This is a genomic window from Pseudomonas sp. GZD-209 (assembly GCF_049310485.1).
In the GTDB taxonomy this organism is placed as follows: domain Bacteria; phylum Pseudomonadota; class Gammaproteobacteria; order Pseudomonadales; family Pseudomonadaceae; genus Aquipseudomonas; species Aquipseudomonas sichuanensis.
This window is the reverse complement of sequence record NZ_JBMOWQ010000155.1, coordinates 1-26,984: the sequence shown is the minus strand read 5'-3', so window position 1 is coordinate 26,984 and position 26,984 is coordinate 1. Positions and strand designations below refer to the sequence as shown.

Annotated in this window: 23 protein-coding genes; 8 read left to right on the top strand and 15 right to left on the bottom strand. The window is 65.2% G+C overall.

The genetic code is table 11. The features are described from left to right. Nucleotides 1-52: 52 nt before the first annotated feature. From ACO6VM_RS18295 to ACO6VM_RS18280, 4 genes are all read right to left on the bottom strand, one after another. Nucleotides 53-988: a 5'-nucleotidase gene (locus ACO6VM_RS18295; protein WP_401060873.1), complete on the bottom strand. Its 936-nt coding sequence runs from the start codon at nucleotides 986-988 to the stop codon at nucleotides 53-55. Nucleotides 989-1,018: 30 nt separating this feature from the next. Then, nucleotides 1,019-1,717, bottom strand: a complete 699-nt coding sequence (locus tag ACO6VM_RS18290) for an MOSC domain-containing protein (protein ID WP_401060875.1) — start codon at nucleotides 1,715-1,717, stop codon at nucleotides 1,019-1,021. Between the two features lie 67 nt (nucleotides 1,718-1,784). Then, the gene (locus ACO6VM_RS18285) at nucleotides 1,785-2,054 is read right to left on the bottom strand and encodes a hypothetical protein (RefSeq protein WP_401060877.1); all 270 of its coding nucleotides are present in this window, start codon (nucleotides 2,052-2,054) and stop codon (nucleotides 1,785-1,787) included. Nucleotides 2,055-2,156: 102 nt separating this feature from the next. Then, nucleotides 2,157-3,077, bottom strand: coding sequence for a LysR family transcriptional regulator (locus ACO6VM_RS18280; RefSeq protein ID WP_401060879.1), 921 nt, complete (start codon nucleotides 3,075-3,077; stop codon nucleotides 2,157-2,159). 121 nt (nucleotides 3,078-3,198) lie between these two features. On the opposite strand from ACO6VM_RS18280, the gene ACO6VM_RS18275 reads away from it, so the two are divergent. Both ACO6VM_RS18275 and ACO6VM_RS18270 read left to right on the top strand, forming a co-directional pair. After that, nucleotides 3,199-3,933, top strand: a complete 735-nt coding sequence (locus tag ACO6VM_RS18275) for an SDR family NAD(P)-dependent oxidoreductase (protein WP_401060881.1) — start codon at nucleotides 3,199-3,201, stop codon at nucleotides 3,931-3,933. A 19-nt stretch (nucleotides 3,934-3,952) separates the two neighbouring features. Beyond that, nucleotides 3,953-4,159, top strand: a complete 207-nt coding sequence (locus ACO6VM_RS18270; RefSeq protein ID WP_125464422.1) for a tautomerase family protein — start codon at nucleotides 3,953-3,955, stop codon at nucleotides 4,157-4,159. Between the two features lie 107 nt (nucleotides 4,160-4,266). On the opposite strand, the gene ACO6VM_RS18265 is transcribed toward ACO6VM_RS18270, so the two are convergent. The 3 genes from ACO6VM_RS18265 to ACO6VM_RS18255 form a co-directional block, all read right to left on the bottom strand. Further along, nucleotides 4,267-5,592 carry an MFS transporter gene (locus ACO6VM_RS18265; protein WP_401060883.1) on the bottom strand — a complete coding sequence of 442 codons (1,326 nt, stop codon included), beginning with the start codon at nucleotides 5,590-5,592 and terminating at the stop codon, nucleotides 4,267-4,269. Nucleotides 5,593-5,620: 28 nt separating this feature from the next. Beyond that, nucleotides 5,621-6,691 carry a C45 family autoproteolytic acyltransferase/hydolase gene (locus tag ACO6VM_RS18260; RefSeq protein ID WP_401060885.1) on the bottom strand — a complete coding sequence of 357 codons (1,071 nt, stop codon included), beginning with the start codon at nucleotides 6,689-6,691 and terminating at the stop codon, nucleotides 5,621-5,623. Nucleotides 6,692-6,800: 109 nt separating this feature from the next. Beyond that, nucleotides 6,801-7,718: a LysR family transcriptional regulator gene (locus ACO6VM_RS18255; protein ID WP_401060887.1), complete on the bottom strand. Its 918-nt coding sequence runs from the start codon at nucleotides 7,716-7,718 to the stop codon at nucleotides 6,801-6,803. A 202-nt stretch (nucleotides 7,719-7,920) separates the two neighbouring features. Here ACO6VM_RS18255 and ACO6VM_RS18250 point away from each other — a divergent pair, with 202 nt between their 5' ends. Then, nucleotides 7,921-9,642 carry an amidohydrolase gene (locus tag ACO6VM_RS18250; protein ID WP_401060889.1) on the top strand — a complete coding sequence of 574 codons (1,722 nt, stop codon included), beginning with the start codon at nucleotides 7,921-7,923 and terminating at the stop codon, nucleotides 9,640-9,642. 10 nt (nucleotides 9,643-9,652) lie between these two features. On the opposite strand, the gene ACO6VM_RS18245 is transcribed toward ACO6VM_RS18250, so the two are convergent. Then, nucleotides 9,653-10,534 (bottom strand): LysR family transcriptional regulator, encoded by an 882-nt coding sequence (locus ACO6VM_RS18245; protein ID WP_323833186.1) that lies wholly within the window; start codon nucleotides 10,532-10,534, stop codon nucleotides 9,653-9,655. Between the two features lie 231 nt (nucleotides 10,535-10,765). Between ACO6VM_RS18245 and argC the strand changes: the two genes are divergently transcribed. Together argC and ACO6VM_RS18235 are read left to right on the top strand one after the other, a co-directional pair. After that, nucleotides 10,766-11,695, top strand: a complete 930-nt coding sequence (argC, locus tag ACO6VM_RS18240; RefSeq protein ID WP_401060892.1) for an N-acetyl-gamma-glutamyl-phosphate reductase — start codon at nucleotides 10,766-10,768, stop codon at nucleotides 11,693-11,695. Nucleotides 11,696-11,766: 71 nt separating this feature from the next. Next, nucleotides 11,767-12,453 (top strand): GNAT family N-acetyltransferase, encoded by a 687-nt coding sequence (locus tag ACO6VM_RS18235; protein ID WP_401060894.1) that lies wholly within the window; start codon nucleotides 11,767-11,769, stop codon nucleotides 12,451-12,453. 139 nt (nucleotides 12,454-12,592) lie between these two features. Here ACO6VM_RS18235 and ACO6VM_RS18230 read toward each other — a convergent pair whose 3' ends face one another. The 5 genes from ACO6VM_RS18230 to ACO6VM_RS18210 are packed head-to-tail and all read right to left on the bottom strand — an operon-like array spanning nucleotide 12,593 to nucleotide 17,027. Next, complete coding sequence (locus tag ACO6VM_RS18230; protein ID WP_401060896.1) at nucleotides 12,593-13,348, bottom strand: ABC transporter permease; 756 nt, start codon at nucleotides 13,346-13,348, stop codon at nucleotides 12,593-12,595. Beyond that, a complete protein-coding gene (locus tag ACO6VM_RS18225; RefSeq protein ID WP_323833178.1) occupies nucleotides 13,348-14,553 on the bottom strand; it encodes an ABC transporter substrate-binding protein in 1,206 nt (401 codons plus the stop codon). Before ACO6VM_RS18225 ends, ACO6VM_RS18230 begins: the two co-directional genes overlap by 1 nt. Further along, on the bottom strand, nucleotides 14,540-15,361 hold the full coding sequence (locus ACO6VM_RS18220) for an ABC transporter ATP-binding protein (protein WP_390970955.1): 822 nt from the start codon (nucleotides 15,359-15,361) through the stop codon (nucleotides 14,540-14,542). Before ACO6VM_RS18220 ends, ACO6VM_RS18225 begins: the two co-directional genes overlap by 14 nt. Next, the gene (locus ACO6VM_RS18215) at nucleotides 15,358-16,458 is read right to left on the bottom strand and encodes an acyl-CoA dehydrogenase family protein (protein ID WP_401060898.1); all 1,101 of its coding nucleotides are present in this window, start codon (nucleotides 16,456-16,458) and stop codon (nucleotides 15,358-15,360) included. The genes ACO6VM_RS18220 and ACO6VM_RS18215 overlap by 4 nt, the downstream gene beginning before the upstream one ends. An 8-nt stretch (nucleotides 16,459-16,466) precedes the next feature. Beyond that, the gene (locus ACO6VM_RS18210) at nucleotides 16,467-17,027 is read right to left on the bottom strand and encodes a carboxymuconolactone decarboxylase family protein (RefSeq protein WP_258642108.1); all 561 of its coding nucleotides are present in this window, start codon (nucleotides 17,025-17,027) and stop codon (nucleotides 16,467-16,469) included. A gap of 102 nt (nucleotides 17,028-17,129) precedes the next feature. Between ACO6VM_RS18210 and ACO6VM_RS18205 the strand changes: the two genes are divergently transcribed. Continuing rightward, the gene (locus ACO6VM_RS18205; RefSeq protein ID WP_401060901.1) at nucleotides 17,130-18,047 is read left to right on the top strand and encodes an AraC family transcriptional regulator; all 918 of its coding nucleotides are present in this window, start codon (nucleotides 17,130-17,132) and stop codon (nucleotides 18,045-18,047) included. 125 nt (nucleotides 18,048-18,172) lie between these two features. Here the strand turns inward: ACO6VM_RS18205 and ACO6VM_RS18200 are convergent, their stop codons facing one another. Further along, complete coding sequence (locus ACO6VM_RS18200; RefSeq protein WP_422403615.1) at nucleotides 18,173-22,630, bottom strand: beta strand repeat-containing protein; 4,458 nt, start codon at nucleotides 22,628-22,630, stop codon at nucleotides 18,173-18,175. Between the two features lie 398 nt (nucleotides 22,631-23,028). Then, complete coding sequence (locus ACO6VM_RS18195; RefSeq protein WP_125464434.1) at nucleotides 23,029-23,574, bottom strand: RrF2 family transcriptional regulator; 546 nt, start codon at nucleotides 23,572-23,574, stop codon at nucleotides 23,029-23,031. Between the two features lie 269 nt (nucleotides 23,575-23,843). Between ACO6VM_RS18195 and ACO6VM_RS18190 the strand changes: the two genes are divergently transcribed. Both ACO6VM_RS18190 and ACO6VM_RS18185 read left to right on the top strand, forming a co-directional pair. Beyond that, nucleotides 23,844-25,043 carry an NAD(P)/FAD-dependent oxidoreductase gene (locus tag ACO6VM_RS18190; RefSeq protein ID WP_422403614.1) on the top strand — a complete coding sequence of 400 codons (1,200 nt, stop codon included), beginning with the start codon at nucleotides 23,844-23,846 and terminating at the stop codon, nucleotides 25,041-25,043. 229 nt (nucleotides 25,044-25,272) lie between these two features. Beyond that, nucleotides 25,273-26,898, top strand: a complete 1,626-nt coding sequence (locus tag ACO6VM_RS18185; protein WP_401060848.1) for a methyl-accepting chemotaxis protein — start codon at nucleotides 25,273-25,275, stop codon at nucleotides 26,896-26,898. Nucleotides 26,899-26,984 lie beyond the last annotated feature (86 nt).

Here is a 26,984-nt window from a genome sequence, read left to right as displayed (position 1 = left end):
GGAACTCAGCCCACGTGGGAGCGGGCTTGCCCCGCGATGAGGGTCGATCATGTCACGCCGAACGGTTGGTCACCCCAAACGGCACATGCACCGACGGCACCACCGTACTGGTGCTTTTCAAATGCCCGGACTGGTCATCGAAGAAGATGTGCGGCTTGAGCACCTGCAGCACCCGACGTTTCTCGATGCCACCGAGGAAGAACGCATCGTTGGCCATCACCCCCCAGCTCTTCAAGGTGTTCAACGCCCGCTCGTGGGATGGCGCGTTGCGCGCGGTGACGATCGACACCCGCAGGCGGTTCTCGTAGCTGGGGTGGTCCAGTTTGAACTGTTCCTCCGCTGCCTGTATCCGCGCAATGCGCACGAAGAACTCCTTCAGCGGGCCGGGGTTGTGCGGCTGGGCCTTGTTCAGCACTTCGTGGGCATGGAAGCTGCCCAGCCCGCCGGACTGCATCACCGCCTCCGACTCGTCCCCGGCCAGCACGCCATCGAAGTCGAAGGCGATGCGCAGGTTGTCGTCGCTTTCGTCGTCATCGAACTGCGAGTCGAGCACCTGCCCGGCCGGGTAGCCGGCCTGGATCGCCGCGTCCACATGCTGCTTGTCGGCGGACAGGAACAGCGCGATGTTCAGTGCCGGAATGTATTCATAAGGCGAGCGGCCCTGGGTGAAGATCGCCCGGGTCATGTTCAGCCCGTAATGGCCGATGGTCTTCATCACCCGCAAACCGGTGTCGGGGTCGTTCTGCGACAGCAGCACCACCTCCACCAGCGGGTCCTCCGGGTCTTCGCGCAGGTCATTGAGCGCCAGCAGGCGCTTGATGAACGGGTAGGCGATGCCCTTGCCCAGCGGCACGTCCAGGTGCTGCTCCTGGTATTTGCGGTACTGCGCCTCGCCGTCGCGGCGGAACACCGCATCGGCTTCGCTGAGGTCGAACACCGCGCTTGACGCGACGCCAATCACCAGGCGGTCGTCCAGTTCGAAGGGCATGCTGGGTTCCTTGTCTTGTAGGGCAGATGTTCAGGCGTCGCTGCGCCCCTGCAGGCGCGACGACCAGTCTTCGACCTGGCGTTGCGCCAGGCGCTTTTCCAGGGTCCGCCGCCAGTTCGGTACCAGCGGCAGCGCCAGGCATTCCTGCAGCAGTTCAGGCTCCAGGCATTTGTCGAACAGCACCGCCGACAGCCGCGCCACCGACCACAACCCATGGGGGCGTTCGACCAGCTGCAGGCTGTCGCCCGCCTGCACCTCGCCTTCCTCCACGACCCGGTAGTACCAGCCGGTGCGCCCGCTCTGCTGCACCCGCAGGGCCATCTGCGCCACGTCGAAACGCTCGTTGAGTTTCCAGCACGGCATGCGCCCCTGGGAGATCTCCAGCAAGGCGGTGCCCACACGGATGCGGTCGCCCAGGCAGACATCGGCCTCGGTCCAGCCGCTGCTGCTGAAGTTTTCGCCAAAAGCGCCGGGCTGCGCCAACAGCGGGTGCTCGCCCAGCTCGGCAGCCCAGGCGGCGTAGTGCTCACGGGGGTAGTGATGGATGGCTTTCTCGACCCCGCCGTGTACGCGCAGGTCGCCTTGTTCGTCACCCGCAATACCGAGCGCGGTCACCTGCAAGGCCCCCTGGCGGGGCTGCTTGTCGATAGCGCTGTGCGAGCCTGGGCGGGTGAAGGGCCGGGCGATACCGGTGAGCAGGCTGTCGAGGCGCGGGCTGGACGGGATCATGGAGAGCTCTCGTGAGATGACCCAAGCGAGCTTACACGAGACCCCGCGCCCTCCCAAAGGCTCCTGGCTACTTGCCGCGCGCTTTGTTGTAGATGGTCTTGGCACGGTCGGCCGAGGCCTGACACTTGGCCATGTCACCGCTGGCCTTGGCGGCCTTGGCCTCCTTGAGCAGCTCATGGTAGTCGTGCGCCATGCCGCCATGCAGCGCCTGGCCATCGGTTTTGTTGATGTACTCCAGGTCATTGATCTTGGCATCACAGTTGGTCGCCGCGCTGTCCTCGGCCTGGGCGGCAAAACTCAGTACCGAGGCAATCACTAGCAGTGTCATGGATTTCATGGAGCGTTCTCCTGGGAAATAGCCGGACTGCTGAAAGGTCGGCGGCACACCCCGCCGACGCAGCGACAAGAATAGTGCTCCAGCGCACGCCCTGCGTGGGCTTCAGCCAAACGGCAGAGGCCGTTCGCTGACCAGGAAATCAATGAACACGCGCACCTTCAACGGCATGTGCCTGGCCTGCGGGTAAACCAGCATGAAGGGCCGCGAGGTGCCGCCAAAATCCGCCAGCACCTCCACCAGTTCACCGCTGTCCAGGGCGTCCTGCACGGTGAATCGGTAGGCCTGCATCAGGCCGCCACCGTGGCGCACCAGCGTGCTGGTGGCAAGGAAGTCGCCCAGGCAGGTGAAGGCGCCCTGGGTGTCCAGCTCGATCAGCTGCCCGTCGCGCTGGAAGCTCCAAGGCGGACGGCGACCACTGCTGGGCATCTCGAACTGGATGCAGTCGTGCCCGGCCAGGTCATCCGGTGTCTGCGGCACCCCCGCCCGGGCCAGATAGCCCGGGGTGGCGACGATCACCAGCTCGGCGTCCTCCAGGCGCCGCGCCACCAGCCGCGAGTCAGCCGGGGCGCGGCCGCGGATGGCCAGGTCGAACTGCTCCTCGGCGAAATCGACATTGCGGTTGCTGACGTGCACATCCACCAACACCTGCGGATAGCGTTCGCGAAAGCGCGGCAACAACGGCAGCAGGCGGTGGTGGGCATAGGGCGTCGGCGCGCTGATGCGCAGCCGGCCGCTGGGCTCGAGCTGCCCGCCCGTCACCTGCCGCTCGGCCTCCACCAGTTGCCCCAAGGCCTGGCGGCAATGCTGGTAGTAGGCTTGCCCGGCCTCGGACAGGCGCATCTGCCGGGTGGTACGCACGAACAGGCGCACGCCCAACCGCTCTTCCAGGCGGGCCACCGACCGGCTCACGGCGGCAGGCGTGACTCCGGCCAAGGTGGCCGCCTCGGTGAAGCTGCCGGCATCGGCGGCAAGGCAGAACAGCTCCAGGCTGCCCAGTTGCAGGTCATCGAAATGGCGGGTCATGGTGGCTCGATTGATTACACGGTGTATCGATTGAAATGCCATGCGCCTCATTTTTCAAGCGAGCGTTGCAACTTACAGTGATTCCACCCCGAGCCAAGGCTCATCCACTGGAGATCACCCCATGAGCAACCCACGCACCGTCATCATCACCGGCGCATCCAGCGGCCTGGGCTTCGCCCTCGCCCAGGCCTTCCTCGAACGCGGCGACAACGTGGTCGGCAACGCCCGCAGCCAGGCACGACTGGACGCCGCCGCCGCGCAGTTGGGCAACCCGGCCGGGTTCGTCGGCGTGGCCGGCGACATCGCCGAAAAAGCCACCGCCGAGCGCCTGTTCGCCACCGCGCTCAAGACCTTTGGCCGGGTGGACATCCTGGTCAACAATGCCGGCATCTTCATCCCGAAACCGGTGGTGGACTACAGCGAGGCCGACGTCGATGCGTTGGTCGGTACCAACCTCAAGGGCTTCTTCTACCCCGCCCAGGCCGCCGCGCAGGTGATGCAGCAACAGGGGCACGGGCACATCATCGCCATCACGGCCTCGATCGCCCTGCAACCCGATACCCGGGTACCGGCGCTGCTGCCGGTGCTGGTCAAGGGCGGCCTGAACCAGGCGGTCAAGGGCCTGGCCCTGGAGCTGGCGGGCAGCGGCGTGCAGGTCAACGCCGTGGCCCCGGGGATCATCGACACCCCGCTGCACGGCGACCAGGCCGAAGGGCTGGGCGCGCTGTCGCCGAGCGGCCGTACCGGCAAGCCGCAGGATGTGGTGGACGCCGTGCTGTACCTGACCGACGCACGCTTCGTCAGCGGCGTCATCCTGCCCGTCGACGGTGGCAGCACCGCCGGCACCTGGCACTGAACACGCAGAGGATCGAACCATGCCTTATGTCCATATCCGCGTCACCGATGAAGGCGTCAGCGCCGAGCACAAACGCCAGTTGATCGAGGGCACCACGCGGCTATTGCAGGAGGTGCTGGGCAAACCACCGGCCAGCACTTTCGTGGTGATCGAAGAGGTGCCCACCGACAATTGGGGGGTGGGCGGCGAGACGGTGACGGCGTTGCGCCAGCGCGAGCGGGGTTGAGACCTTTCGCCGGCAAGCCGGCTCCCACAAGGGCAGCGCGTGACTGGAGTTCGGCGCGGTCGTCGTGGGAGCCGGCTTGCCGGCGAAGCGTCGGCGCAGACGCCCCATCAATGCCTGACGAACACCTCCCCGTCAGCGCCCGGTGCGGGCGCCTCGTCGATCTGCGCCGTGCTCAACCACGCCGTCTCCCTGAGCATCAACGAACACACCGCCACCAGCGCCAGCGCCGCTGCCCCGTACAGCGCCACACCCAACGGGTTGTGGTCGGTGAGGATGAGGATCGCCGTGGCAACGCTGGATGCCGTGCCCCCGCCCAACGCCGCGCCGACCTGGTAGCTGGCGGAAATCCCCGAATAACGCATCTCACGCGGGAACTGCTCGCCGAGGAACGCCGGGATCGGCCCCTGGGTCGCGCCCATCAGCAGGCCGACCAGGCTGTAGGCGCCCAGCGCAATGGCAAAACTCTTCATGTCGACCAAGGCAAAGAAGGCAAACAACCCCAGCGCCATCACCAAGGCACCGAACACCATCACCGGGCGCCGCCCGAGGCGGTCGGACAGGTGCCCGAACAGCGGCGCCGACAGGACGATGGCCACCGACAGGGTCAGGTCGAACATCAGTGCCTGGGTGCTGCCGAACCCGGCCTGGGTAGCATAGGTGAGAAAGAAGGTGCTGCCGATGTAGGCGATGGTGCAGTAGCCGAAGGCGATGCCGGTGCACAGCAGCAGTTGCCGTGGCCGCTGGCGCAGCGCTTCGGCCAACGGTGCCTGCGCCGGCTTGGCCGCAGGCGCGGCAAGCGGCGTGGGCGTCTTGAGCCGCGCATACAGGCCGATCAGCACCAGGCTGCCGCCGAGCCAGAACGGAATCCGCCAGGCGAAATCCACCAGGTTGTCGTTGGCCGCGGCGCTGACGATGGCGAATACCCCGGCGCCAAGAATCCCGCCGACGCCGATGCCCATGCTCGTGAAGCTGCCCCACAGCCCGCGCCGTCCGGGCGGCGCCGACTCGATGCCGAACAGCGCCGCGCCGCCCCACTCGCCGCCGGCGGCGAAACCCTGGACCAGGCGCAACAGCACCAGCAGCACTGGCGCAGCCACGCCGATGCTGGCGTGGCTGGGCAGGCAGCCGATCAGGAAGGTACTCAGGCCCATCAACAGCAAGGTGGCGACCAACACCTTCTGCCGGCCGATGCGGTCGCCGTAGTGGCCGAACACCAAGCCGCCCAGAGGCCGGGCGAAGAACCCTGCACCGAAGGCGCTGAACGCCACCAGGGTCGCCGTCAGGTGGTCGAGCCCGGGGAAGAACACCTGGGGGAAGACCAGCGCGGCGGCGGTGCCGTAGATGATGAAGTCGTAGAACTCCAGCGCAGTGCCCAGGCCGGAGACGCAAAAGGTCCGCAAGGCGGAGCGGGATGAAGCGGTGTGCGCATGCATTGTTTTTATTCTCGGAATGCGGGTGGGCTCAGAAGCGCTGGAAGCCGGCCTTGGCCAGTTGCAGCGGGGTGCCCGCCACGTAGTCCAGCGCGCAATGTTCGGTGTCGATGCCGACGCTGAGCAGGGTCTCCCAGCGCTCGGTGTCGGGCATGGCCATGTCCGGATGGAAGCAGATCGGCGCACTGTCGCCGGCCGCGCCGCACATAGCCTCGGCACGGGCGCGCAGGTCGGCGTCGGTCATCTGGCCGATCACCTGCTGCAGATGGCCCAGGCGGCCGAGGGTGTCAGCACGGTCGGCGACCTGCTCGCCCTGGCTCAGTTGGGGGTCGAGGAAATGGTTGGTGTGCAGCAGCCAGCCATCCTCGCGGGGCAACACCAACGCCGTGCGCTCGGGGCTCAGTTCGATGCTCACCGCGCGCGGGCTGCGGTCCTCGCGGGAAAACACGGTGAGCACTGTGGACGCACTGACCCGCGCCGAGCGCGCCAGCTCCACGGCCTCGTCGACGCTGCGAGCGTCTTCCAGCAGGCGCCGGGCGATGGCATGCACCGGCACGCCGCCGCTGGCGTTGTCGCTGGCGTGGTGGAGGATGTTGAAATGCAGGCCTAGGCCTGCGCTGTTCACCCCCAGCTTGGCCAGCATGCCGAACTCGCAGAACAGCTTGACCTGCATGCCGCGCGCCGTGTGCAGCCCGAGCATCAGGCCGTGCGGGCACAGGCTGTCATGCCAGTCCCAGGTCTGCAGGGTCTGCGGCGCTCGCGCACCGCGCGGGGCGTGCACGCTGGTCGAGCATTCGTGGTGGCGGGTACGGGCGGCCAGCACTTCGGTACGGGCGTTGAGGGCGGCCAGTTGCCACAGCGGCAGGTCGGCGCCCTTGGCCATGCCGATCACCTCGGCGGCCAGCTCCGGGCTCCAGGCCTCCAGCGCGGCCAGGCTGTTTTCGCCGATGCGCTGGGCCTCGCCCAGGCTCACGCCTACCCTGGGGAAGAAGCCCAGGTACAGCTCGGTGGTGTGACGGATCTGCTCGGCGAACAGCGCGCCGAGCTGCGCACCGCGTGCCAGCGGGTCGCGGATGTCGGTGACGAAGGTATGGATCTTCACTGCGGGGAACTCCTGGTACGGCAGGCTCGATGTTCAGACAAGCCTAACCACGCCGCCGCAGCCGATCATCGCCCTGCCCCGCACAACTTTTGTGCCCAGGTGGAAAAACTCAGGCCTGCAAACCTTGCTCTCGCAGGTGCTCATGCAGCAAGGCGATGAAAGCCTGCACCTTGCGCGTATTGCGCCGGTGCGGCAGGTACAGGACGTGCACCCAGGGGCCGAAGGCGCTGAGGGCGCGCCAGTAGTCTGGCAGCACCTCGACCAGTTCGCCGCGGGCCAGGTACGGCGCCGCGCACCAGGTGGGCACGAATTGCAGGCCCTGGCCGTCGAGCAGGCAGGCCAGCAAAAAATCGAAGTTGTCACTGAGCAATCGCGCGGTGGGCTGGCGCACCCGCAGGGCCTGGCCGTCGCGCTCGATCCACCAGAAGCTGCGGTTGAGCAACGGGTGGCGCAGCAGCAGCCAGTCGTGCTGGGCGTAGTTGTCCAGGGTGATGTCCGCGCCGCGCCGCTGCAGGTAGGCCGGGCTGGCACAGAGGATCACCCGGTTCTCGATCAGCGGCTGGGCGATCAGTTCGGGCTGGTCGGTGGGGCCGTCGCGCAGCGACAGGTCGTAACCGCCGTCGATCAGGTCCTCGTTGGCGTCGTTGAGGTTCACCTCCAGGCGCACCTGCGGGTGTTCGCCCATGAAGCGGCAGCACACCTGGTTGAGAAACGCCGGGCCGAACGAGGGTGGCGCGGTGATGCGCAGGGTGCCGCGCAGTTCATGCTGCAACTGCTCGACCTCCTCGGTGACCAACTGCAAATGCATCAACGCCTGGCGCGCGCCGTCCAGGTACAGGCTGCCGGCCTCGGTCAGGGCCATGCGCCGGGTGGTGCGTTCGAACAGGCGCACACCCAACTCCGCCTCCAGGTGGGCAACGGCCTTGGTGATCGCCGACGGCGTCTTGCCCAACTGCTCGGCGGCGCGGCTGAAACTGCCGTGCTCGGCGGCGGCGACGAAGATGGTCAAGGCCGTCATTTTGTCCATGGTTGGTTCCTGTGAGGCACAAGTCTGGGGGCGCGTCAGTATCCATTGAGATCCGTGGCATCGGCAAATATCGAGGCAGTTGCGTAGCGGCACTACTCACACTTTTTCCCCAACGCAAAAAAAGTTGTGCCCAAGACTGCGTTTAACCGATCCCCCAGCTTGGCTAGCCTGCGGCCTGATCAAAACAACAACGAGGCACCCGATGAAGCCGCTGCTCACACTCGCCCTCGGCGCAGGCCTGGCCTGCACCGCCCTGCCCGGCCTCGCCGCCGTGGACCTGATCCTGCACAACGCCAAGGTCTACACCGCCGCGCCCGGTCAGCCGTTGCAGCAGGCCGTGGCGGTGGACGGCGAGAAGATCGTCGCGGTGGGCTCGGACCAGGCCGTGCTGCGCCTGAAAACCGCCGGCACGCAGGTAATCGACCTGGGCGGCAAGGTGCTGATGCCGGGCATGCTCGACTCCCATTCCCACGCCATCAAGGGCGGCCTGCAACTGGAGCTGGCCAACCTGGCCGGCGAGCAACTGCCCCTCGACGAGCTGGAGCGGCGCCTGCGCCAGTGGCGCGACGACGGCAAGGCCCGGCGTGGCGAGTTCCTCAGCGTCGGCGGCCTGCCACCGACCTACTGGGACGATCTACCGGCCCTGGAGCAGCGCTTCAATCATGGCGAGTGGGCCACGCAACCAATCCTGTTCGCCGCCAACGACATGCACACCGGCTGGGCCAACCAAGCCATGCTCCAGCGCGCCGGGGTGAATGCCGCCAGCATCGCCGCCCTGCCCGAGGACGCCCGCAATACCATCGGCCGTCACCCGGACGGCACGCCCAATGGTTTCCTGGTTGACGCCAGCCTTTACCCGGTCACTGATCTGCTGCCACCGCTGAGCCAGGACACCTTGCTGACCGCCGGGCGCATGGCTCTGGACTACTACAAGCAGCTGGGTATCACCGGCTGGATGGACCCACTGGCCAACGAGCTGCCGGGCGCCGACGTGAACAACGCTTCCCTGGGCGTGCTGCCGGTGTACAAGGCCCTGGCCGAAAACGGCGAGCTCACCGCCCACGTCGCCGCGCTGCTGATGGCCGACAGCAAGGCCGGCCCCGCCGACCTGGACGAACTGGACAAGGTGCGCCAGCAGTTCATCGACGTACCCAACCTCACCCTGCCGGGCATCAAGGTGTTCGCCGACGGCGTGGCCGAGATGCCGGCGCAGAGCGCGGCGATGCTCGAGCCCTACCGCAACTCCGGGCAACGCGGCGAGTTGCTGCTGGACCCGGCGCATTTCGGCGAGCTGGTCAGCGCCGCCGATGCCCGTGGCTGGCTGGTGCACGTGCACGCCATCGGTGACCGTGCGGTGCGCGTGGCGCTCGATGGCATCGAACAGGCACGGCGCGCGCGTCACAGCGGCATTGCCCATTCGATCACCCACCTGCAAATGGTCAGCCCCAAGGAGTACGCGCGTTTTCGCCAACTCGACGTGATCGCCTCGATGCAGCTGTACTGGGCCAGCGCCGACGAGGCCAACCTCGACCTGGTCAAGCCCTACGTCAGCGCAATGGCCTTCATGCACACCTTCCCGGCCCATTCGCTGTTGAACAACGGCGCAACCATCGCCGGCGCCAGCGACTGGCCGATCAGCACCCCGGAGCCGTGGAAAGCCATCTACCAGGCCATCACCCGCAAGGGGCCCAAGGGCGTGCTCAACGCCGGCGAAGCGATCGACCTGCAGACCATGCTGCAGGCCTATACCCTCAATGCCGCCCGGGCCATGGGCCTGGAGCGGCAGGTCGGCTCGCTGGAAGTGGGCAAGCAAGCGGACATGATCGTGCTCGACCGCGATGTGCTGAGCCTAGCCCCGGAGGCGCTGCGCGATACCCAGGTGCTGCAGACCTGGTTTGCCGGCAAGCGCATCTACGCACGCTGAGGCGGCGGCATCATTGGCGCAGGCGCTCCAGCGCCTCCAGCACGTGTCCGATGGCGCGCTCCGGCTCGCCCTCGCGACAGGCGATACCGAGCTGGCGCCACAGCCCCGGGCGCAAAGGCCGCCGGAGCACACGCGGATCGTGCTGCGGGCCTTCACCCTCCTGGGGCAACAGGGTCGCGCCGTACCCCGCGCCCACCAGGCTCTTGATCGCGTCGTTGAAATTCAGCTCGATGCGTGGCTCGGGGTAGAGCCCGGCGGCGGCGAACCATTCCGAAGTCACCCGCGACAACTGCGTGGTGCTGTCGTTGAGGATCAACGCTCGCCCGGCCAGCCAGGCCGGCGTGACCCGCGCTGGCGGGCGCCAGTCGGCGGGCACGTAGGCCAGGATCGGGTCGCGGCGCCAGGGCGTCAGTTTCAGCCCCTTGCCTGCCACCTGTGGCAACGCCACCAGGCCGATGTCCAGGGTGCCTTCGCGCAGACGGGCCAGCGAGGCCTGCGAGGTCAGCACCTGCACCTGGACGTCGATGCCTGGGTGGTCCACCCGCAACGCCTCCAAAGCCTGCGGCAGCAGATGCGCGATGGCGCCGGTCGATGCGCCCAGTCGCACCCGCCCGGTCAGGCCCTCGACCTGCCGACGTACTTCATCCAGCGCCTGGTCGGCGTCGGCCAGCAGCCGCCGGGCACGGGCCAGCAGGGTTTCGCCGATGGCGGTCGGGCGTACCTGGCCCCGGGTGCGGGTGAGCAGGGGCGCGCCGATGCGTGCCTCAAGCTCGGCCACGTGCAGGCTGATGGTCGGCGGTGCCAGATTGAGCTGGCGGGCGGCGTCGGCGAAGGAGCCGTGTTCGGCAATCACCACCAGGGTGCGCAAGCGGTCGAGGCTGATTTCTCGCATGGGGTTTTCCGAGTACCCGTGGGAGCGGGCTTGCCCCGCGATGGCGCCCAATCGGAGCACCAGGTTGTCTGGGCTGACGCCATCGCGGGGCAAGCCCGCTCCCACAATGTAGGGTTCAACACAGATGTTATCGTTCAGGATTAATGAACCTGACGATCATGATATTCAAATTTTCTTTCGTCCAGTCGCAAGCGAGGATACGCCCACTCCCCTTCACCACGGACACACTCCATGACCCTGCCCCTTGTCTTCATCGACGGCGACCAAGGCACCACCGGCCTGCAGATCCACGCGCGCCTGCAAGGCCGCCAGGACCTGCGTCTGCTCACCCTGCCCGAGGCCGAACGCAAGGACCCCGCGCGGCGCAGCGAGGCGATCAACAGCGCCGACATCGCCCTGCTGTGCCTGCCCGATGACGCTGCCCGCGACGCTGTGGCGACGCTGCGCAACCCGGCGGTGCGGGTGATCGATGCCAGCTCCGCGCACCGTACCGCGCCAGGCTGGGTATACGGCCTGCCGGAGCTCGACCAGCACCAGGCCGAACGCATCGCCGCCAGCAACCGTATCAGCAACCCCGGCTGCTACCCCACCGGCGCCATCGCCCTGCTGCACCCGCTGGTCAAGGCCGGGCTGCTGCCAGCGGACTATCCGCTGAGCATCCATGCCATTTCCGGCTACAGCGGCGGTGGCCGGGCGGCGGTCGAGCGCCATGAGCAGCCCACCGAAGGCTATCTGCCCACCTTGCAGCTGTACGGCCTGGAACTGGCGCACAAGCATGTGCCGGAAATCCAGCAGCACGCCGGGCTCAGCGCCCGCCCGCTGTTCGTGCCCGGCTACGGCGCCTATCGCCAGGGCATCGTGCTGAGCATCCCCCTGCAACTGCGGCTGTTGCCAGGCGTCACCGCGCAACAACTGCAGGCCTGCCTGGAGCAGCACTACCAGGGTGCCCGCCATGTGCAGGTGCTGCCCTTGCATCAGCAAGGCCCGGCCCCGGCGCTTGACCCGCAGGCGCTGAACGACAGCAATGACCTGCGCCTGGCGCTGTACGCCAACCCCGAGCACGGCCAGGTATTGCTGACCGCGGTGTTCGACAACCTCGGCAAGGGGGCCTCGGGCGCTGCAGTGCAGAACCTCGACCTGCTGCTGGCTGGGCTGCGCTAGCCACACCGGGTAAACTGGGCGCCCGCCTCGTTCGAAGCGGGCGTTTCAGCCCACCCGGAGCCTTACCCGCGATGTTCATCCTCCGCCGCCTCGACGGCGTGCCGCCCGAATCCTTCCAGAACCAGATCCGCCAGCTGGTGATCGACCATGTCGGCCAGCTCAGCAGCGTCGCCATCAGCCCGGCCAACCCGCTGTACCCGCTGTACCAGTACGGCGTCGGCCTGGAGGTGCACCAGTACCTGATGGCCCTGGACGGCACCCGTGGCCTGGCCGTGCAACTGACCCTGGCGCTGGATGCCGATGCCCCGGACCAGTTGCTCGGCTTTGCCCTGGCGCTGCCGGCCCAGGACGATGCGCAGGCCTGCAGCCTGGCGTTCCTTGCCGTGCATCAGGACCATCGCCGCCAGGGCATCGCCCGCGCCTTGCTGGATGACCTGCGCAGCCGCTACGCCTGCGTCGAGCTGAGCGCCTTCGCCGAGCAGGTGCCGTGGTTCGAGGCCATGGGTTTGCAGGTAATTGCCAGCGCCGGGCCACAGGTGCTGATGAGCAGTACCGGGCGTGCCAGCGGGGCGCTGATCGGGCGGCTGGATATTGCGCCGATCTACCAGACGGTCGAGGTGATGCAGATCCATACCTACCTGCTCAACCAGAACGGGGAAGACGTGATGATGGAGGCGGAGCAGTCGCGCGATGAGCGGTTGGATGAGTTGGCGGAGCAGGCCAAGGAGTGCGTGAGGCAGCGGCTGACGCGGCATTGATGTAGACCGCTGGGGCTGCCGTGCAGCCCATCGCCGGCAAGCCGGCTCCCACACCAACCACGCCGGTTTCAAGACTTGCGCTGTACCTGTGGGAGCCGGCTTGCCGGCGAAAGGGCGCGCAACGCGCCCCCGGCTTCCTTCAGGCATGCACCCAGCGCCGGTGCAACCCGCGGGCCAACGCATCGAGCATGAACCCCAGCACCCCGATCAACAGCACCATCGCCATCAGCTCGGAATACGCCAGCCGGTCACGGGTATCGAGGATGAAATACCCCAACCCCGCACTGACCCCAAGCATCTCGCACGGCACCAGCACGATCCACAGGATGCCGATGGCCAGGCGCACGCCGGTCAGTACATGGCCGATGACCCCCGGCACGATCACCTTGCACAAGGTCTCCCAGCGCGTGGCGCTGAGGCTGCGCGAGAGCTGCAACCAGCGCGGATCGAGCTGACGCACCCCGGCGGCGGTGTTGAGCAGGATCGGCCACAGCGCGGCGAAGGCCAGCAGGAAATAGATCGGCTGGTCGCCCACGCCCATCAGCATCACCACCACCGGCATCCACGACAGCGGCGAGATCATCCGCAGAAACTGGAACGCCGGCGTGGTTGCTGCCTCCAGGTGCCGGTAGCTGCCCACCAGCAAGCCCAAGGGCACGCCAATCAACAGCGCCAGCAACAGGCCGATCAGGATGCGCTTGAGGCTCACCCAGATATGCCCGTACACCTCGCCCTGCCCCAGCAACTCCACCAGGCTCGCCAAGGTGGCCTGGGGCGAGAAGCGCGCCGACAGGCCATCGGCCGCACCGAACAGCTGCACTCCCGCCCACCACAGCAACAGCAACAGCGCCAGGCCGGCAAGGCCCAGGGCGCCATGTACGACATGCCTTTGCATCAGACCGCGAACTCCTCACTGCGCTGGAAGTTCTCGGCAATGCCGAAGGTTGCCGGGCCGCCCACCGCAGCGATGGCGTTGCGCACGAAGCGGTCATCGACCAGGTCGCGGGCGACGTGCGCGGGATCGAGCCCGGCGAGGAAGCCGTTCTCGCCTTCGATCAGGGTGCCTTTGAGGCGCTTGACCAGTTCCTCGGTGTAGCTGGGGTACGGGTACGGCTGGAAGTCGATGCGCTTTTCATCCCACTGCTGGTGCTGGATCGCGCCACTGGCGATGTAGCCGGCACGGTCCTCGGCGGCAGGCGCCAGTACCTTGGTCAGCACCGCGGGCTCGTGCGGGGTGTACTTGTTGGGGCCGGCCTTGGACAGCAGCGCGGCCGCCTCGGCGCGGTGGTCGCGGGTCCATTGCTGGGCCTTGACGATGGCGTTGACCACCTTCTGCGACCATTCCGGGCGGTTGTTGAGGTCGTGTTCGTGCATGAACACCACGCAGCAGGCGTGGTTGCGCCACACGTCACCGGTGAAGCGCTGCACGCGGCCGACCTTGAGGTTCTCGGCCAGGGCGTTGAACGGCTCGGCGACGATGTAGCCGGCGATGCGCTTGCTGGCCAGGGCTGGCGGCATGTCCGACGGCGGCAGCACCAGCAGGTTGACCTCGTTTGCAGCCAGCTGTGCGTTGGCCGGTTTCGACACTGGCGTGAGGCCGTTGTCGTTGAGCATCTGCTGCAGCACCACGTTGTGGATGGAGTACCAGAACGGGATGGCCACGGTCTTGCCGCCGAGCTGCTTCATCTCGGTGATGTCCGGAGCCACGGTCAGGCCTGAACCACCGACATGGTTCCAGGCCACCACCTTGGCCGGCACCTTGCTGCCATAGCGGGCCCACACGGTCATTGGCGACAGCAGGTGGATCACGTTGACCTGGCCGGAAATGAACGCCTCGATCACCTGCGCCCAGCTGCGCAGCAGCACCGGGCGTTCGGCCTTGATACCTTCGGCCTCGAACAGGCCATTGTTGTGCGCCACCAGTAAAGGCGTGGCGTCGGTGATCGGCAGGTAGCCGATGCGCACCGGCGCGTCGGGCTCGGCGGCGGCGCGCGCCTGCAGGCTGGCCAAAAGCGGCACGGCGCCAGCGGCGGTGAGCATGGCGCTGAGTTTGAGAAAGTCGCGACGGGACGTGGTGGAGCAGCAGTCATCCATGCACATGGACAGCCTCCGAGGGCAAGGGGGATGGGGTGGGTTCGGCTGTGCGGCTTGCCCGCCGTAGGGTTTTGAGGATTTCGATGCGCAGCGCGCCCAGTTCCTCGACCCGTTGCGCCCGGGGTTGCGGCAGGTCGATGTGCCATTGGCCGAGGGTGCGCGCCGGGTGGTTGCCCAGTAGCAGCACGCGATCGGACAGCAGCAAGGCTTCGTCGATGTCGTGGGTGATCAGTACCGCAGCGGTGTTGTGGGTGGCGATCAGTTGCAGCAGCAGTTGCTGCATGTCGGCGCGGGTCACTTCGTCCAACGCGCCGAACGGCTCGTCCAGCAGCAGCACTTCGGGTTGCCGCGCCAGGCAGCGGGCCAGCGCGGTGCGTTGGGCCATGCCGCCGGACAACTGCGCCGGGTACTGGCTGCGGGCATGGCTCAGGCCCACTGCGGCGATGGCGTGGTCGATGCGTGCGCGGCGCTCGCTGGCGGCCAGCTTGGGCTGGCGGGCGAAGTCGAGGCCGAAGGCGACGTTCTTCTCCAGGCTCAGCCAGGGCAGCAGGCTGGGGTCCTGGAATGCCACCGCCAGGCGCGGGTGCGGGCCTTGCAGCGCCTCGCCATGCAAGGTCACGCTGCCGCCACGGGGCTGCTGCAGGCCGGCCAGCACCCGCAGCAGGCTCGATTTACCGACCCCGCTGGGGCCGAGGATGGTCACCACTTCGCCCGGCGCCAGCGCCAGGTCGAACTGCTCCAGCACCGGCTGCCAGCCGCCCTCGCGTGGGTAGCCCAGGCTGATGTCGCGGGCGTCGAGTAGCACGTCGGTCATGCCGCACTCGCCTGGCGTTGCAGTTCGGCGCGCAGTTGCACCAGGCTCGGCGTGACGATCGGCACGAATGCCGACTCGCGCCAGCGGCGCGCGAAGCCTTCGCCATAGGCGGTGAGGTAAGCCTTGCCACCACTGGCCTGCAGCTCCAGCTGCACGGCATCGGCAGCGCTTTCGGCGAGGGTGATGCGCAGTTTGAACAACGCGGCCGGCTGCTTGAGGAAGCGGCCGTCGAGCAGGCCCTGCTTGAGCTCGCCGACGGTGTTTTCCAGGCGTTCCTTGAGCACCTGGCGCGCCTCTTCGAGGAACGAAGCACGGCCTTGCAGGTGCTCCTGCACTTCGTCCAGGGCACGCCGCGCCAGGCCGATGGCCATGCCGCACTGCAGGGCGAGGAAGGCCGGGCGCACCTTGGGCAGGAACTCGCGGGCGTTGTCGTGCAGCAGCCAGTCATGGGCCAACGGTACCTGGTGGAAGGCCAGCGCAGCGGTGTTGCTCGACTGCAAGCCCATCAACTGAAGGTCGTCGGAGCGCTCCAGCCCTGGCGCATCAGAGGGGATGGCCAGCACGAACGGCGCGCCGCCGGCATCGTCTTCGATGGCCGCAGCCACCACGAAACCACTCTTGCGCAGGTTGGTCACCCAGTGCAGCCGGCCTTCCAGGTTCCAGCCATCGGCTGCGGGGCGCCCGCGCACCTGCAGTGCCTCGATGCCGGAGAGGAACTTCATGGCATTGGAAAGCCCTGTGGCGCCAGCCAGCTCACCCTTGAGCAGCGCTGACAGCAGGCGCTCGCGCAAACCCTGATTAGGGCTTTGCAGCAGGTATTCAATGAAGGCGCGCTGACCCCAACAGACGAAAGCCGCCGCCAGTGAGCGGCTGGCGATGGCGGCAATGGCTTCGACCGCCTCGGTGACATCACCGCCCGCGCCGCCGAGGGCCGGGTCGACGCCTATGCGCAGCAGTTGCGATTCGGCGATGTGCGCCAGTACCAGGTGCGGGTCGCACTGGCCCTGGTCGATGGTCTCGGCGTTGGCATCCAGCCATTGGCGAAAAGCGCTATCAAGCATGTCCCTACTCCTTTGGTGCGCCGGACACGCCGGCATCGGGCGGTTTAGGCCGAAGGCTGCCAGCGGTATTTGCTGAGCTCGTCATTGAGCGGCGTCTGGGCGAACACATTAGCAAAGTTGCACAGGGTTGCGAGGCTCACGCCCAGAATCACTTCCAGGGCGTTGCCCTCGGTGAAACCGGCCTCGCGGAAAGCCTGGTAGGTGGCGTCGCTGACGTTGCCGCGGGTGGCGATGACTTCACGGGCGAACTCGGCCAGGGTTTCGTAACGTGCATCGGGCAGCTCGCCACGGGCACGCAGGGCATCGACCACCGCCTGCGGCAGCTTGGCCTTGTTCAGCGCCACGGCGGTGTGGCCGGCAACGCAGAAGTCGCAACCGTGCTGGGTAGCGGCAATCAACTGCACCACTTCGCGTTCGGCCAGGGTCAGCTCGGCCTTGCCGTTGAGCGCCGAGACGGTGACGTAGGTTTCCAGGGCGGCCGGGGCATTGGCCAGCACACCCAGCAGGTTGGGGATGAAGCCGGAGTTCTTCTGTGCGTTTTCGAGGAACGGACGTGCGGCTTCCGGAGCGGTCTGCAGGCTGTGTAGAGTGATGCGCGCGGACATGGAGTGGTCTCCTTTGATGTAGGTCGCTACAGTCTGTTGGTTATAAGAAGTAGCATCCATATTCATCAGTCGCCTTTCCTTGCTCCTGAGTCCTTGCATTAGATGATTTCATCCAGCCACCTTGTCGATTGGTTATTAGAAGGCCTTGAGCTTGATGCCAGCCTGTTCCATGTCGGGCGTTATTGCGGTGGCTGGCACGCCAGCACCCAGGGCATGGGCCGGGCCAGCTTTCATCTGGTGGTGCAGGGGCATTGCTGGCTGCACGTCGATGGCCATGCCGAGCCTGTGCGGCTTGAGAGTGGCGATGCGGTGTTTCTGCTGCGTGACCTTGCCTATCGCTTGTCGGGTGACGAGGACGTCGCCGATGCCTGCGCCCAGCCGCGCCGGGCCATGCAGGCGCTGGACCTGCAGGCCGACGATGGCGTGGGGCTGGTCTGTGGCTTCTTTCATTTCCAGACGGGTTTGTCGTCGCTGATCGTCGAGGGGCTGGCGGACTGGATCCTGCTGCGCGCCAATGATCCGGCCGGCAGTGCGGCACGTGCGCTGTTTGGCTTGATTCTCGAGGAATGCCGGCGGGCGCCGCAGCCGTCACAGACGGTGCTCGAGCGGCTCACGCACTTATTGTTCCTGTATGTGCTGCGCCAGCAGGTGCACACGGGTCAGCCACTGGGTGGATTGGTCGCCCTCGCCCGCCAGCCGGCTTTTGCCGGGCTGCTGGAGCGGCTGATAGAGGAGCCGGGGCAGGCTTGGACGCTGGAGAGCATGGCGGCGTGTGCGGGGCTGTCGCGCTCGGCGTTCTTCAAGCGTTTCAATGAGCTGGCTGGGCAGTCGCCTGGGCAGGTGCTGCTGGCGCTGCGCATGCGCCAGGCTTGTCAGTTGCTCAAGGCGGGCAACACGGTCGAGCAGGTTGGCGGGCGGGTGGGGTATCAGTCGGTGGCGGCGTTTACCCGGGCGTTTGCCAAGGCGGTGGGGGTGCAGCCGGGGGCTTATCGCAAGCAGCATGAGGGGCGGGAGGGGTAGGTAATTGGATGCCCACTGCGTCGGCAGGCCGATTCACCGCCCGCTCACGAAAAAACCCGACAAACGCAGGTTTGCCGGGTTTTTCAGTGCAGGCCGCCTGGTCGGCGGCCATCGGTTGGGATGGATTACGCCAGGCCGATAAAGTCCTCTTTGTTCAGATCGCTGATGCCGATCAGCTGGATGGAAAACTCGGCATCGGCGTTCTTGTCAGTGCTGCCGTGGACCATGACGTAGTCATTTCCGCCCTCATCCTGCAAGGTTTCCCACCACAGTTGCTTGGCAGCCTTGCCGAGCGACCCGTCGGTGCCCTGGTCCAGCCAGGTGTAACCCTTGAGTGCCGAGAAGTCGATCTTGTCACCCTCGGCCCGGTTGAAGTCGCCGATGACATCCTGGGTGCCTTTGGTGTCGAGCCCCAGGTCAGTGAGCAAGGTGAACTTGAAGAGGTCTTTGCCCGCACCGCCCGTCATGCGGTCGGCTCCGGCACCGCCAATCAGGATGTCGTCACCATCGCCACCGTACAACGTGTCGTTACCGGCACCACCGTCGAGGGTGTTGTCGGCGGCGTTACCGGTGAGGATATTGTTCGCCGCATTGCCGGTCAGGTTAAGTTTGCTGCTGCCTGTCTGGCTGGCGTCGAGGTGTTCGAGGTTGGCACCCAGAGTCAAGGCAGTGGCTTTCTCAAGGCTCGCTTCACCGCGCAATTGCAGGGTGTCGTCACCGCCATTGGCATTCTCGGTAACGGTGTCTTCCAGCACCAGGGTGGCGGACGTGCCTTTGCCTTTGACGATCAGGTCAACGATGTAGGTATCGTCGCCCTTGCCGCCGATCAGCTTGTCCACGCCCTTGCCGCCGTCGAGGATGTTGTGGCCATCGTTACCGGAGAGGGTGTTGGCCTGGTCATTGCCGGTGGCGTTGAGGTCGAGAGCGCCGGTCAGGGTGACGTTTTCCACGTTGGCATGGTCGGCCAGATCAATGTCGAGCTTGTTGCTGACAAGGGTGTCGATGCCTTCGTTGGCCAGTTCTTCCACCAGGTCGCCGGCGTTATGCAACACATAGGTGTCGTTGCCCTTGCCGCCGCGCAAGGTGTCAAAACCGCTGGTGTTCAGGCCACCATCGAGGATGTTGTTGCCATCGTTGCCGATCAGCAGGTTGGCTTGATCATTACCGGTGGCGTTGAGGGCTGCTTTACCGCCCAGGGTGACGTTTTCCACGTTGGCAAACCTGGCAAGCGTCAGATCGATGCTCAATAGCGAGGTCTCGACGGTGTCGTTGCCTTCACCGTCGCGTTCTGTGATCACGTCGTCCTTGTGCCCGAGCACGTAGGTGTCATCACCCTGCCCGCCGGCCATTACGGTGCCCGAGCTGTTACCGGCCAGGCGGTTATCCGCCTCATTACCGATCAGCTCGAACAGACCCGTACCGGTTAGGTTGACGTTCTCAAGGTGAGTACCTGCAAGGTCGATGACGGTGCGCTCGCCCTTGCCGGCAGTGCTTTTGAAGGTGACCTGCAAGGTGTCACTACCCTCGTCGGCATTTTCAACAACACGGGCCAGGTCGCTCTGGGCATTGATGACATAGGTGTCATCGCCCGCAAGGCCGATCAGCTGGGCTGCACCGCCTTTGCCATCAAGGGTGTTGGCCCCGGCGTTACCCGTCAGGGACTTGGCGTTCTTGTGAGCGACCAGGTTGAGGGCGATATCACCCGTTTCACTGGCGTCGAGGTTTTCCAGATTGGCGTCCAAGGTCAGCGTGGTGACTTTGGCCGCTTTCAGGTCATCCTTGGTCTGCGCCAGCACGTCGCCTGCGAGACGCAGCTTCAGGGTGTCGTCACCGCCATTGGCATTCTCGGTAACGGTGTCTTCCAGCACCAGGGTGGCGGACGTGCCTTTGCCTTTGACGCTCAGGTCAACGCTGTAGGTATCGTCGCCCTTGCCGCCGATCAGCTTGTCCACGCCCTTGCCGCCGTCGAGGATGTTGTGGCCATCGTTACCGGAGAGGGTGTTGGCCAGGTCATTGCCGGTGGCATTGAGGTCGAGATTGCCGGCCAGGGTGACATTTTCCACGTTGGCATAGTCGGCCAGATCAATGTCGAGCTTGTTGCTGACAAGGGTGTCAATGCCTTCATTGGCCAGTTCTTCCACCAGGTCGCCGGCGTTCTGCAACACATAGGTGTCGTTGCCCTTGCCGCCGCGCAAGGTGTCAAAACCGCTGGTGTTGAGGCCACCATCGAGGATGTTGTTGCCATCGTTGCCGATCAGCAGGTTGGCTTGATCATTACCGGTGGCGTTGAGGGCTGCTTTACCGCCCAGGGTGACGTTTTCCAGGTTGGCAAACTTGGCAAGCGTCAAGTCGATGCTCAATAGCGAGGTTTCGAGGGTGTCGTTGCCTTCACCTTCGTTTTCTGTGATCACGTCGTCCTTGTGCCCGAGCACGTAGGTGTCGTCCCCCTGCCCACCAGCCATCACGGTGCCCGAGCTGTTACCGGCCAGGCGGTTATCCGCCCCAGTGCCGATCAGCTCGAACAGACCCGTACCGGTTAGGTTGACGTTCTCAACGTGGGTACCTGCAAGGTCGATGACGGTGCGCTCGCCCTTGCCGGCAGTGCTTTTGAAGATGACCTGCAAGGTGTCGCTACCCTCGTCGGCATTTTCAACGACACGGGCCAGATCGCTGTGGGTATTGATGACATAGGTGTCATCGCCCGCAAGGCCGATCAGCTGGGCTGTACCGCCTTTGCCATCAAGGGTGTTGGCCCCGGCGTTACCGGTCAGGGACTTGGCGTTCTTGTGACCGACCAGGTTGAGGGCGATATCACCCGTTTCACTGGCATCGAGGTTTTCCAGATTGGCGTCCAGGGTCAGCGTGGTGACTTTGGCCGCTTTGAGCTCATCCTTGGCCTGCGCCAGCACGTCGCCTGCAAGACGCAGCTTCAGGGTGTCATCACCGCCATTGGCACTCTCGGTCAGGGTATCTTCCAGCACCAGGGTGGCTGACGTGCCTTTGCCTTTGACGACCAGGTCAACGGTGTACTTGTCATCGCCTGCGCCACCGATCAGCTTGTCCACCCCCGTGCCGCCGTCAAGGTTGTCATTGCCTGCACCGCCGTTGAGGGTGTTGGCGGCAACGTTGCCAATAATGACGTTGTCCCGTTCGTTACCGGTGCCGCTGATGGCCCTGCCACCGGCAAGCGTGAGGTTTTCCAGGTTTGCGCCAAGCGTCCAGGTGAGTGAGGACACGACGCTATCGGTGCCTTCGTCGGCGTTCTCGATGATCTGGTCGTTGGCGTTGTCGATGACGTAGGTGTCGTTGCCCACGCCGCCGGCAAGGGTGTCGGCACCTGCACCGCCGTCGAGATAGTCATCACCTGCTTCGCCGTTGAGGATGTTGCCAGCATCGTTGCCGGTGATGACGTTGTCCAACGCGTTACCGGTGCCATTGATGGCGCTGTCGCCGGTGAGGGTGAGCTTCTCCAGGTTTTCGCCAAGCGTCCAGGTGATCGAGGACTTGACGGTATCGGTGCCTTCGTCGGCGTTTTCAATGATCTGATCGTTGGCGTTGTCGACAACGTAGGTGTCATTGCCCGCGCCGCCTTTCATGAGGTCGGTGCCTACACCGCCATCGAGGTAGTCATCGCCTTTGCCGCTATCGAGGGTGTCATTGCCCGCGCCGCCGCTGAGGATGTTGGCAGCATCGTTGCCGATAATGACGTTATCCAGCGCGTTACCGGTGCCGTCGATGGCGTTGTCACCGGTGAGGGTGAGGTTTTCCAGGTTTCCGCCAAGCGCCCAGGTGAGTGAGGACTCGACGGTATCGGTGCCTTCGCCAGCATTTTCGCTGATCTGGTCGTCGGCGCTGTCGACAACGTAGCGGTCATTGCCCGCGCCGCCTCTGGTGATATCGGCGCCTTCACCACCATCGAGGTAGTCATCGCCCTCGCCGCCGTCGAGGGTGTCATCGCCTGCACCGCCTTTTATGATGTCGTCGCCCGCACCGCCATCGATGTAGTCATTGCCTACACCGCCGTTGTGGGTGTCATTGCCTTCGCCGCCGTACTGGGTGTCATTACCATAGAGGCCGCGGCTGTAGAAGACGTCATCTCCTGCGCCTCCGTAGACGATGTCATCGCCTTCGTCGCTGTGGATGTGGTCATTGCCTTCGCCGCCGTAGAGGATGTCATTGCCCACACCGCCTTGGAGGGAGTCGTTGCCTTCGCCGCCGTAGATAATGTCATCACCTGAGCCGCCGGAGAGGAAGTCATCGCCCGCGCCGCCGTAGAGCGTGTCGTTGCCTTGCCCGCCGTCGAGACCGTCACCGTACGCACCGCTAGTGAGCGTGTCGTTGCCCAAGCCGCCGATGAGCGCACCTAGCGTATCCCCGGTCCAGTTGATGGTGTTGTCGGCGTTATCGCCATTGATGTAGGTGTTGGCGCCCATGGTGTAGATGGTAACGCTGGTGTCGTCGAATGTAACTTTGAAGCCGGCTTTGAAGGTGTTGGCAGGGTTGTTTATTTCACGGATGATGATGTCGTTGCCAACTCTGCTGAAACTGTAATCCTTTAGGTTCCCTGGGACATCTGGGCTCATAGTCCATTTCCTTGCGAGCTAAGCGTCTTTTGATTTGTTTTTTGCGATGGTGAAGCGCCAACAAACTGATGTTTTATGCGGCTTCTTCTATCAGAAAGGATGGGCGGTAGCAATACGCCACCATCATTTGAATGCATGGGCAGCCATGAATGGCTGCAGGTTGTCCAAGCGCCAGGCAGCAGAGGCTGGAGCGCAGCGCCGTACATGGGAGCGAGCGGCTTTGCTTACTTTGACTGCGGCCGGCTATGTGCAGCCGGCGAGGTAATACCAAACTAAGCCACCGCAAAAGCGCAAGGATGACTTCGCGCCTACATTCCATTGAATGCGCATGAACCTTCAAAGAACAAAAATCGGCTTATTGCAGCAAATCAAGAATAGAAACAGCAGCCCCTAACAACTTAAACAGCCACTACCGGTATATCCCCGCTACCACTCCCCTTGCCGTCCCGCCGCTCCCCCATCCACTCATTGACCTGCTGCCCAAACGCCGCCGGCGCCTTGCGCCCGAACCGCCGCGCCAGATCCAGGATGGTCTGCTGCGCCAGCGCTTCCTCCATGCGCTTCTGCGCCCCCAGCATCACCGCATTGATCGCACACGTGCCCTCGACCGCCCAAGCCGGTGCCGAGCCTTCGAACACCGCGCAACGCTCACGGATCTCGCGGCAGTCGAAAATCTTCTTGTGCCCATCGATGGCCGTGACGATATCCAGCACCGTTATTTCATCCGACGGCCGCGCCAGGCGGAAACCACCCCGCACACCCTCGGTAGCCGCAACCAGCCCGGCCCGAGCGAGCTTGGTGAACACCTTCGCCAGGTACTCCTGCGGGACACCTTGCAACTCGGCCAGGTCGCGCACGCTGGACTCGCGGCTGTCGCCACGCTCGTCCACCAGGAACAACAGGCAATGGATACCGTACTCGACGCCGGCACTGTAGAGCGACATGTCAATCTCCGACTGAATTTGTCGCAAATACTACGCCCATCACCGGCAAGTGGCAAAGCCTCAGCTTGCCGCCCGTCGCCAGCCCATCAGCACAACAAGCACCTGTAAGCCAGCAAAACCGTAGGTTTTGACCGCCCTTGCCAAGGCCCGGACGGGGACTGGCTGAAAAAAATACTTGCCGAGACAAACTCCGATCAATACAGTCGTAGTTATTCGGCAGGCAGCCAACGCACCACCGAAGCCCTTTCCCCACCTAGCGGAGCACTCACATGACCCCACATATCCTGATCATCGGTGCCGGCTTTGCCGGTGTATGGAGCGCCCTGAGCGCCGCTCGCCTGCTCGACCAGGCCCAGGCCGGCGACGTGCGCATCAGCGTGCTGGCTCCGCAGCCAGAGCTGCGCATCCGCCCACGCTTCTACGAAGCCGATGCCCACACCTTGCAGGCCCCGCTGAGCGACTTGTTCGATGTGGTTGGCGTGCAGTTCATCCACGGCAACGCCGAAAGCATCGACAGCGCCGCGCGCCAGGTCGGCTACATCGACGCCAACGGCCAGCGCCAGCAACTGGGCTACGACCGCCTGATCCTCGCCGCCGGCAGCCAGGTCGCTCGCCCCGCCGTGCCGGGCCTGGCCGAGCACAGTTTCGATGTCGACCAGATGGAATCGGCTGTACGCCTGGAGCAGCACCTGGTTGGCCTGGCCAAGCTGCCCGCCTCGCCGGCACGCAACACCGTGGTGGTGTGCGGCGGTGGCTTCACCGGCATCGAGACCGCTACCGAAATGACGCCCCGTCTGCGCGCCATCCTCGGTGAAGGCAATGTCCGCGTGGTGCTGGTGGACCGGGCCGACAGCATCGGTGCCGCCCTTGGCGCCGGCATCACCCCGGCCATCGTCGCCGCCTCGGAACACGCCGGTGTCGAGTGGCTGACCGGTGCTTCGGTAGTGGCCGTAGAGGCAGGCGGCGTGACCCTCGACAATGGCGAACACATCGCCAGCAACACCGTGATCTGGACTGCTGGCGTCAAGGCCAGCCCACTGACCGCGCAGGTCGCAGGCGAGCGTGACGCCATGGGCCGGCTGCGGGTCGACCCGCACCTCAAGGTCGTCGGCCAGGAGCATATCTACGCCACCGGCGACGTCGCCTGGGCCGCCGTGGACGACATCGGCAACCACGCGCTGATGACCTGCCAGCACGCCATCCCCATGGGCCGCCATTCGGGCAACAACGCCATGGCCGACCTGCTGGGCCTGGCACCGGTGGTGTACCGCCAGCCGAAGTACGTCACCTGCCTGGACCTGGGCGAATGGGGCGCGGCCTACAGCGAGGGCTGGGAACGCGAACTGGTGCTGCAAGGCCAGGAAGGCAAGAACCTCAAGCGCCAGATCAACACCGTGTGGATCTACCCACCAGCAGCCGACCGTGAACAGGCGCTGGCAGCCGCAGACCCGGCGATAGCCATCGTATAAGCGAACTAAAACTGACTGATCCGTCAGTTTATGACGGATCAGCTTGTACGTGCCGTTACATTGAATGACTGGTCAATAATAATGGCCACATGGCATCATTGGCGCCAAAAAAACATCAAGAAGGTGAGGAACACACCTAACCCGCAGCGCATCGAGAGCCTGGCACCCCGCCATTACGGCCCTCAAACCATGCTCTTGACGCCTGCACGCCAACGTCAAGGAGCATGCCATGCAGTTACGGAATATGAAGATCGGCAAACGCGCCGCCAGCGTGTTCGCGCTTTTAGGTGCACTGGTCCTGGCAATGGGCCTGCTTTCTCTCTACGAAACCCGGCAGATGGACAGCGCCACCGACGAAATTCGCATCACCTGGATCCCCGCCATCGTTGCCCTCAACGACATCGGCAGCAACCTCGGCCGCGTCCGCGCGCTCACCCTGCGCACCGCCCTGGATGACGACAGCAACGAGCGAGCCCGCAATACTGCCCTGCTCCAGACCGTCAACGATCAGTTGCAAGCCGCCCTCAAAGACTACGAAGACACCATCATCGCCGCCGATGACCGTGCCCTGTTCAATGCCTTCAACGCTGCCCACCAGCAGTACTACAGCCTGCAGCAGGAAGTACTGAAGGACATCAACGCCGGCCGCGCGGCCGATGCCAAACGCAAGATCAGCGGCCCGCTCACCCAACATGCCGACAGCATGATGAAAGCCATGGCGGCCCTTATCGCCTACAACGGCAAGGGCGCCGAAGATGCTTCGCAGCGCAGCAGCGACGTCGCCGACGAAGCCTTCAGCGTGATCGTCAGCTCACTGCTGGTCATCATCATCGCCCTCATCGCCATCGCCATCCTGCTTACCCGCAGCATCGTCGTCCCGCTGGCCGACGCCGTGGCCGTGGCCGAGCGTGTGGCCACCGGCGACCTCACCCGCGACATCCAGGTCAGCGGCCGCGACGAACCGGCACTGCTGCTGCGTGCCCTGAGCCAGATGCAACAGAGCCTGCGCGACACCCTGCGCAAGATCGCCGCCTCCTCCGACCAACTGGCCTCGGCCTCCGAAGAACTGCACACGGTCACCGAAGACACCAGCCGCGGCCTGCACCAGCAGAGCGCCGAGATCGACCAGGCCGCCACGGCAGTCAACCAGATGACCGCGGCGGTCGAGGAAGTGGCCAACAACGCGGTGAGCACCGCCGACGCATCGAAGGGCGCCGACCAGACCACCCGCGACGGCCGCGACCAGGTCAACCAGGCCTTGAGCTCGATCCAGCATCTGGTCGACGACGTCACCGGCACCTCGCAGGAAATCGAACAACTGGCCAGCAGCGCCAACGAGATCAGCCGGGTGCTGGACGTGATCGGCTCGATTGCCGGGCAGACCAACCTCCTGGCGCTCAACGCGGCCATCGAGGCAGCCCGTGCCGGCGAGGCCGGGCGCGGCTTTGCAGTGGTCGCTGATGAAGTACGGGCACTGGCCCACCGCACCCAGCAGTCCACCGCTGAGATCGAGCAGATGATTGGCGGCATCCAGGATGGCACCGGGCGCGCGGTCAGCGCCATGCACAGCAGCCAGGGCCGCGCCAACGGTACGCTGGAAGTGGCGCAGTCGGCCGGTCAGGCGCTGGAGCTGATCGCCGAGGCCATTGCTTCGATCAACCAGCGCAACCTGGTGATCGCCAGTGCCTCGGAGCAACAGGCGCAGGTGGCACGGGAAGTGGACCGTAACCTGGTGAACATTCGCGACCTGGCCATGCAGACTTCCGCCGGCGCCAACCAGACCAGCGCGGCGGCGCAGGACCTGTCGCGCCTGGCGGTGGAATTGAACGCCATGGTGGCGCAGTTCAAGGTTTGATCCGAGTGCTGTACTTGGCTTGAAAACATCGCGGGGGGAAACCACCCCCCCCCCACCCCCCCCCAGCCACACCGGGGGATGGGCTT

Bases quoted from the DNA above. Each gene is read 5' to 3' on its own strand.
- ACO6VM_RS18295 (WP_401060873.1), bottom strand. From the start codon at position 988: ATGCCCTTCGAACTGGACGACCGCCTGGTGATTGGCGTCGCGTCAAGC.
- ACO6VM_RS18290 (WP_401060875.1), bottom strand. From the start codon at position 1,717: ATGATCCCGTCCAGCCCGCGCCTCGACAGCCTGCTCACCGGTATCGCC.
- ACO6VM_RS18285 (WP_401060877.1), bottom strand. From the start codon at position 2,054: ATGAAATCCATGACACTGCTAGTGATTGCCTCGGTACTGAGTTTTGCC.
- ACO6VM_RS18280 (WP_401060879.1), bottom strand. From the start codon at position 3,077: ATGACCCGCCATTTCGATGACCTGCAACTGGGCAGCCTGGAGCTGTTC.
- ACO6VM_RS18275 (WP_401060881.1), top strand. From the start codon at position 3,199: ATGAGCAACCCACGCACCGTCATCATCACCGGCGCATCCAGCGGCCTG.
- ACO6VM_RS18270 (WP_125464422.1), top strand. From the start codon at position 3,953: ATGCCTTATGTCCATATCCGCGTCACCGATGAAGGCGTCAGCGCCGAG.
- ACO6VM_RS18265 (WP_401060883.1), bottom strand. From the start codon at position 5,592: ATGCATGCGCACACCGCTTCATCCCGCTCCGCCTTGCGGACCTTTTGC.
- ACO6VM_RS18255 (WP_401060887.1), bottom strand. From the start codon at position 7,718: ATGGACAAAATGACGGCCTTGACCATCTTCGTCGCCGCCGCCGAGCAC.
- ACO6VM_RS18250 (WP_401060889.1), top strand. From the start codon at position 7,921: ATGAAGCCGCTGCTCACACTCGCCCTCGGCGCAGGCCTGGCCTGCACC.
- ACO6VM_RS18245 (WP_323833186.1), bottom strand. From the start codon at position 10,534: ATGCGAGAAATCAGCCTCGACCGCTTGCGCACCCTGGTGGTGATTGCC.
- argC (WP_401060892.1), top strand. From the start codon at position 10,766: ATGACCCTGCCCCTTGTCTTCATCGACGGCGACCAAGGCACCACCGGC.
- ACO6VM_RS18235 (WP_401060894.1), top strand. From the start codon at position 11,767: ATGTTCATCCTCCGCCGCCTCGACGGCGTGCCGCCCGAATCCTTCCAG.
- ACO6VM_RS18230 (WP_401060896.1), bottom strand. From the start codon at position 13,348: ATGCAAAGGCATGTCGTACATGGCGCCCTGGGCCTTGCCGGCCTGGCG.
- ACO6VM_RS18225 (WP_323833178.1), bottom strand. From the start codon at position 14,553: ATGTGCATGGATGACTGCTGCTCCACCACGTCCCGTCGCGACTTTCTC.
- ACO6VM_RS18220 (WP_390970955.1), bottom strand. From the start codon at position 15,361: ATGACCGACGTGCTACTCGACGCCCGCGACATCAGCCTGGGCTACCCA.
- ACO6VM_RS18215 (WP_401060898.1), bottom strand. From the start codon at position 16,458: ATGCCGGCGTGTCCGGCGCACCAAAGGAGTAGGGACATGCTTGATAGC.
- ACO6VM_RS18210 (WP_258642108.1), bottom strand. From the start codon at position 17,027: ATGTCCGCGCGCATCACTCTACACAGCCTGCAGACCGCTCCGGAAGCC.
- ACO6VM_RS18205 (WP_401060901.1), top strand. From the start codon at position 17,130: ATGATTTCATCCAGCCACCTTGTCGATTGGTTATTAGAAGGCCTTGAG.
- ACO6VM_RS18200 (WP_422403615.1), bottom strand. From the start codon at position 22,630: ATGAGCCCAGATGTCCCAGGGAACCTAAAGGATTACAGTTTCAGCAGA.
- ACO6VM_RS18195 (WP_125464434.1), bottom strand. From the start codon at position 23,574: ATGTCGCTCTACAGTGCCGGCGTCGAGTACGGTATCCATTGCCTGTTG.
- ACO6VM_RS18190 (WP_422403614.1), top strand. From the start codon at position 23,844: ATGACCCCACATATCCTGATCATCGGTGCCGGCTTTGCCGGTGTATGG.
- ACO6VM_RS18185 (WP_401060848.1), top strand. From the start codon at position 25,273: ATGCAGTTACGGAATATGAAGATCGGCAAACGCGCCGCCAGCGTGTTC.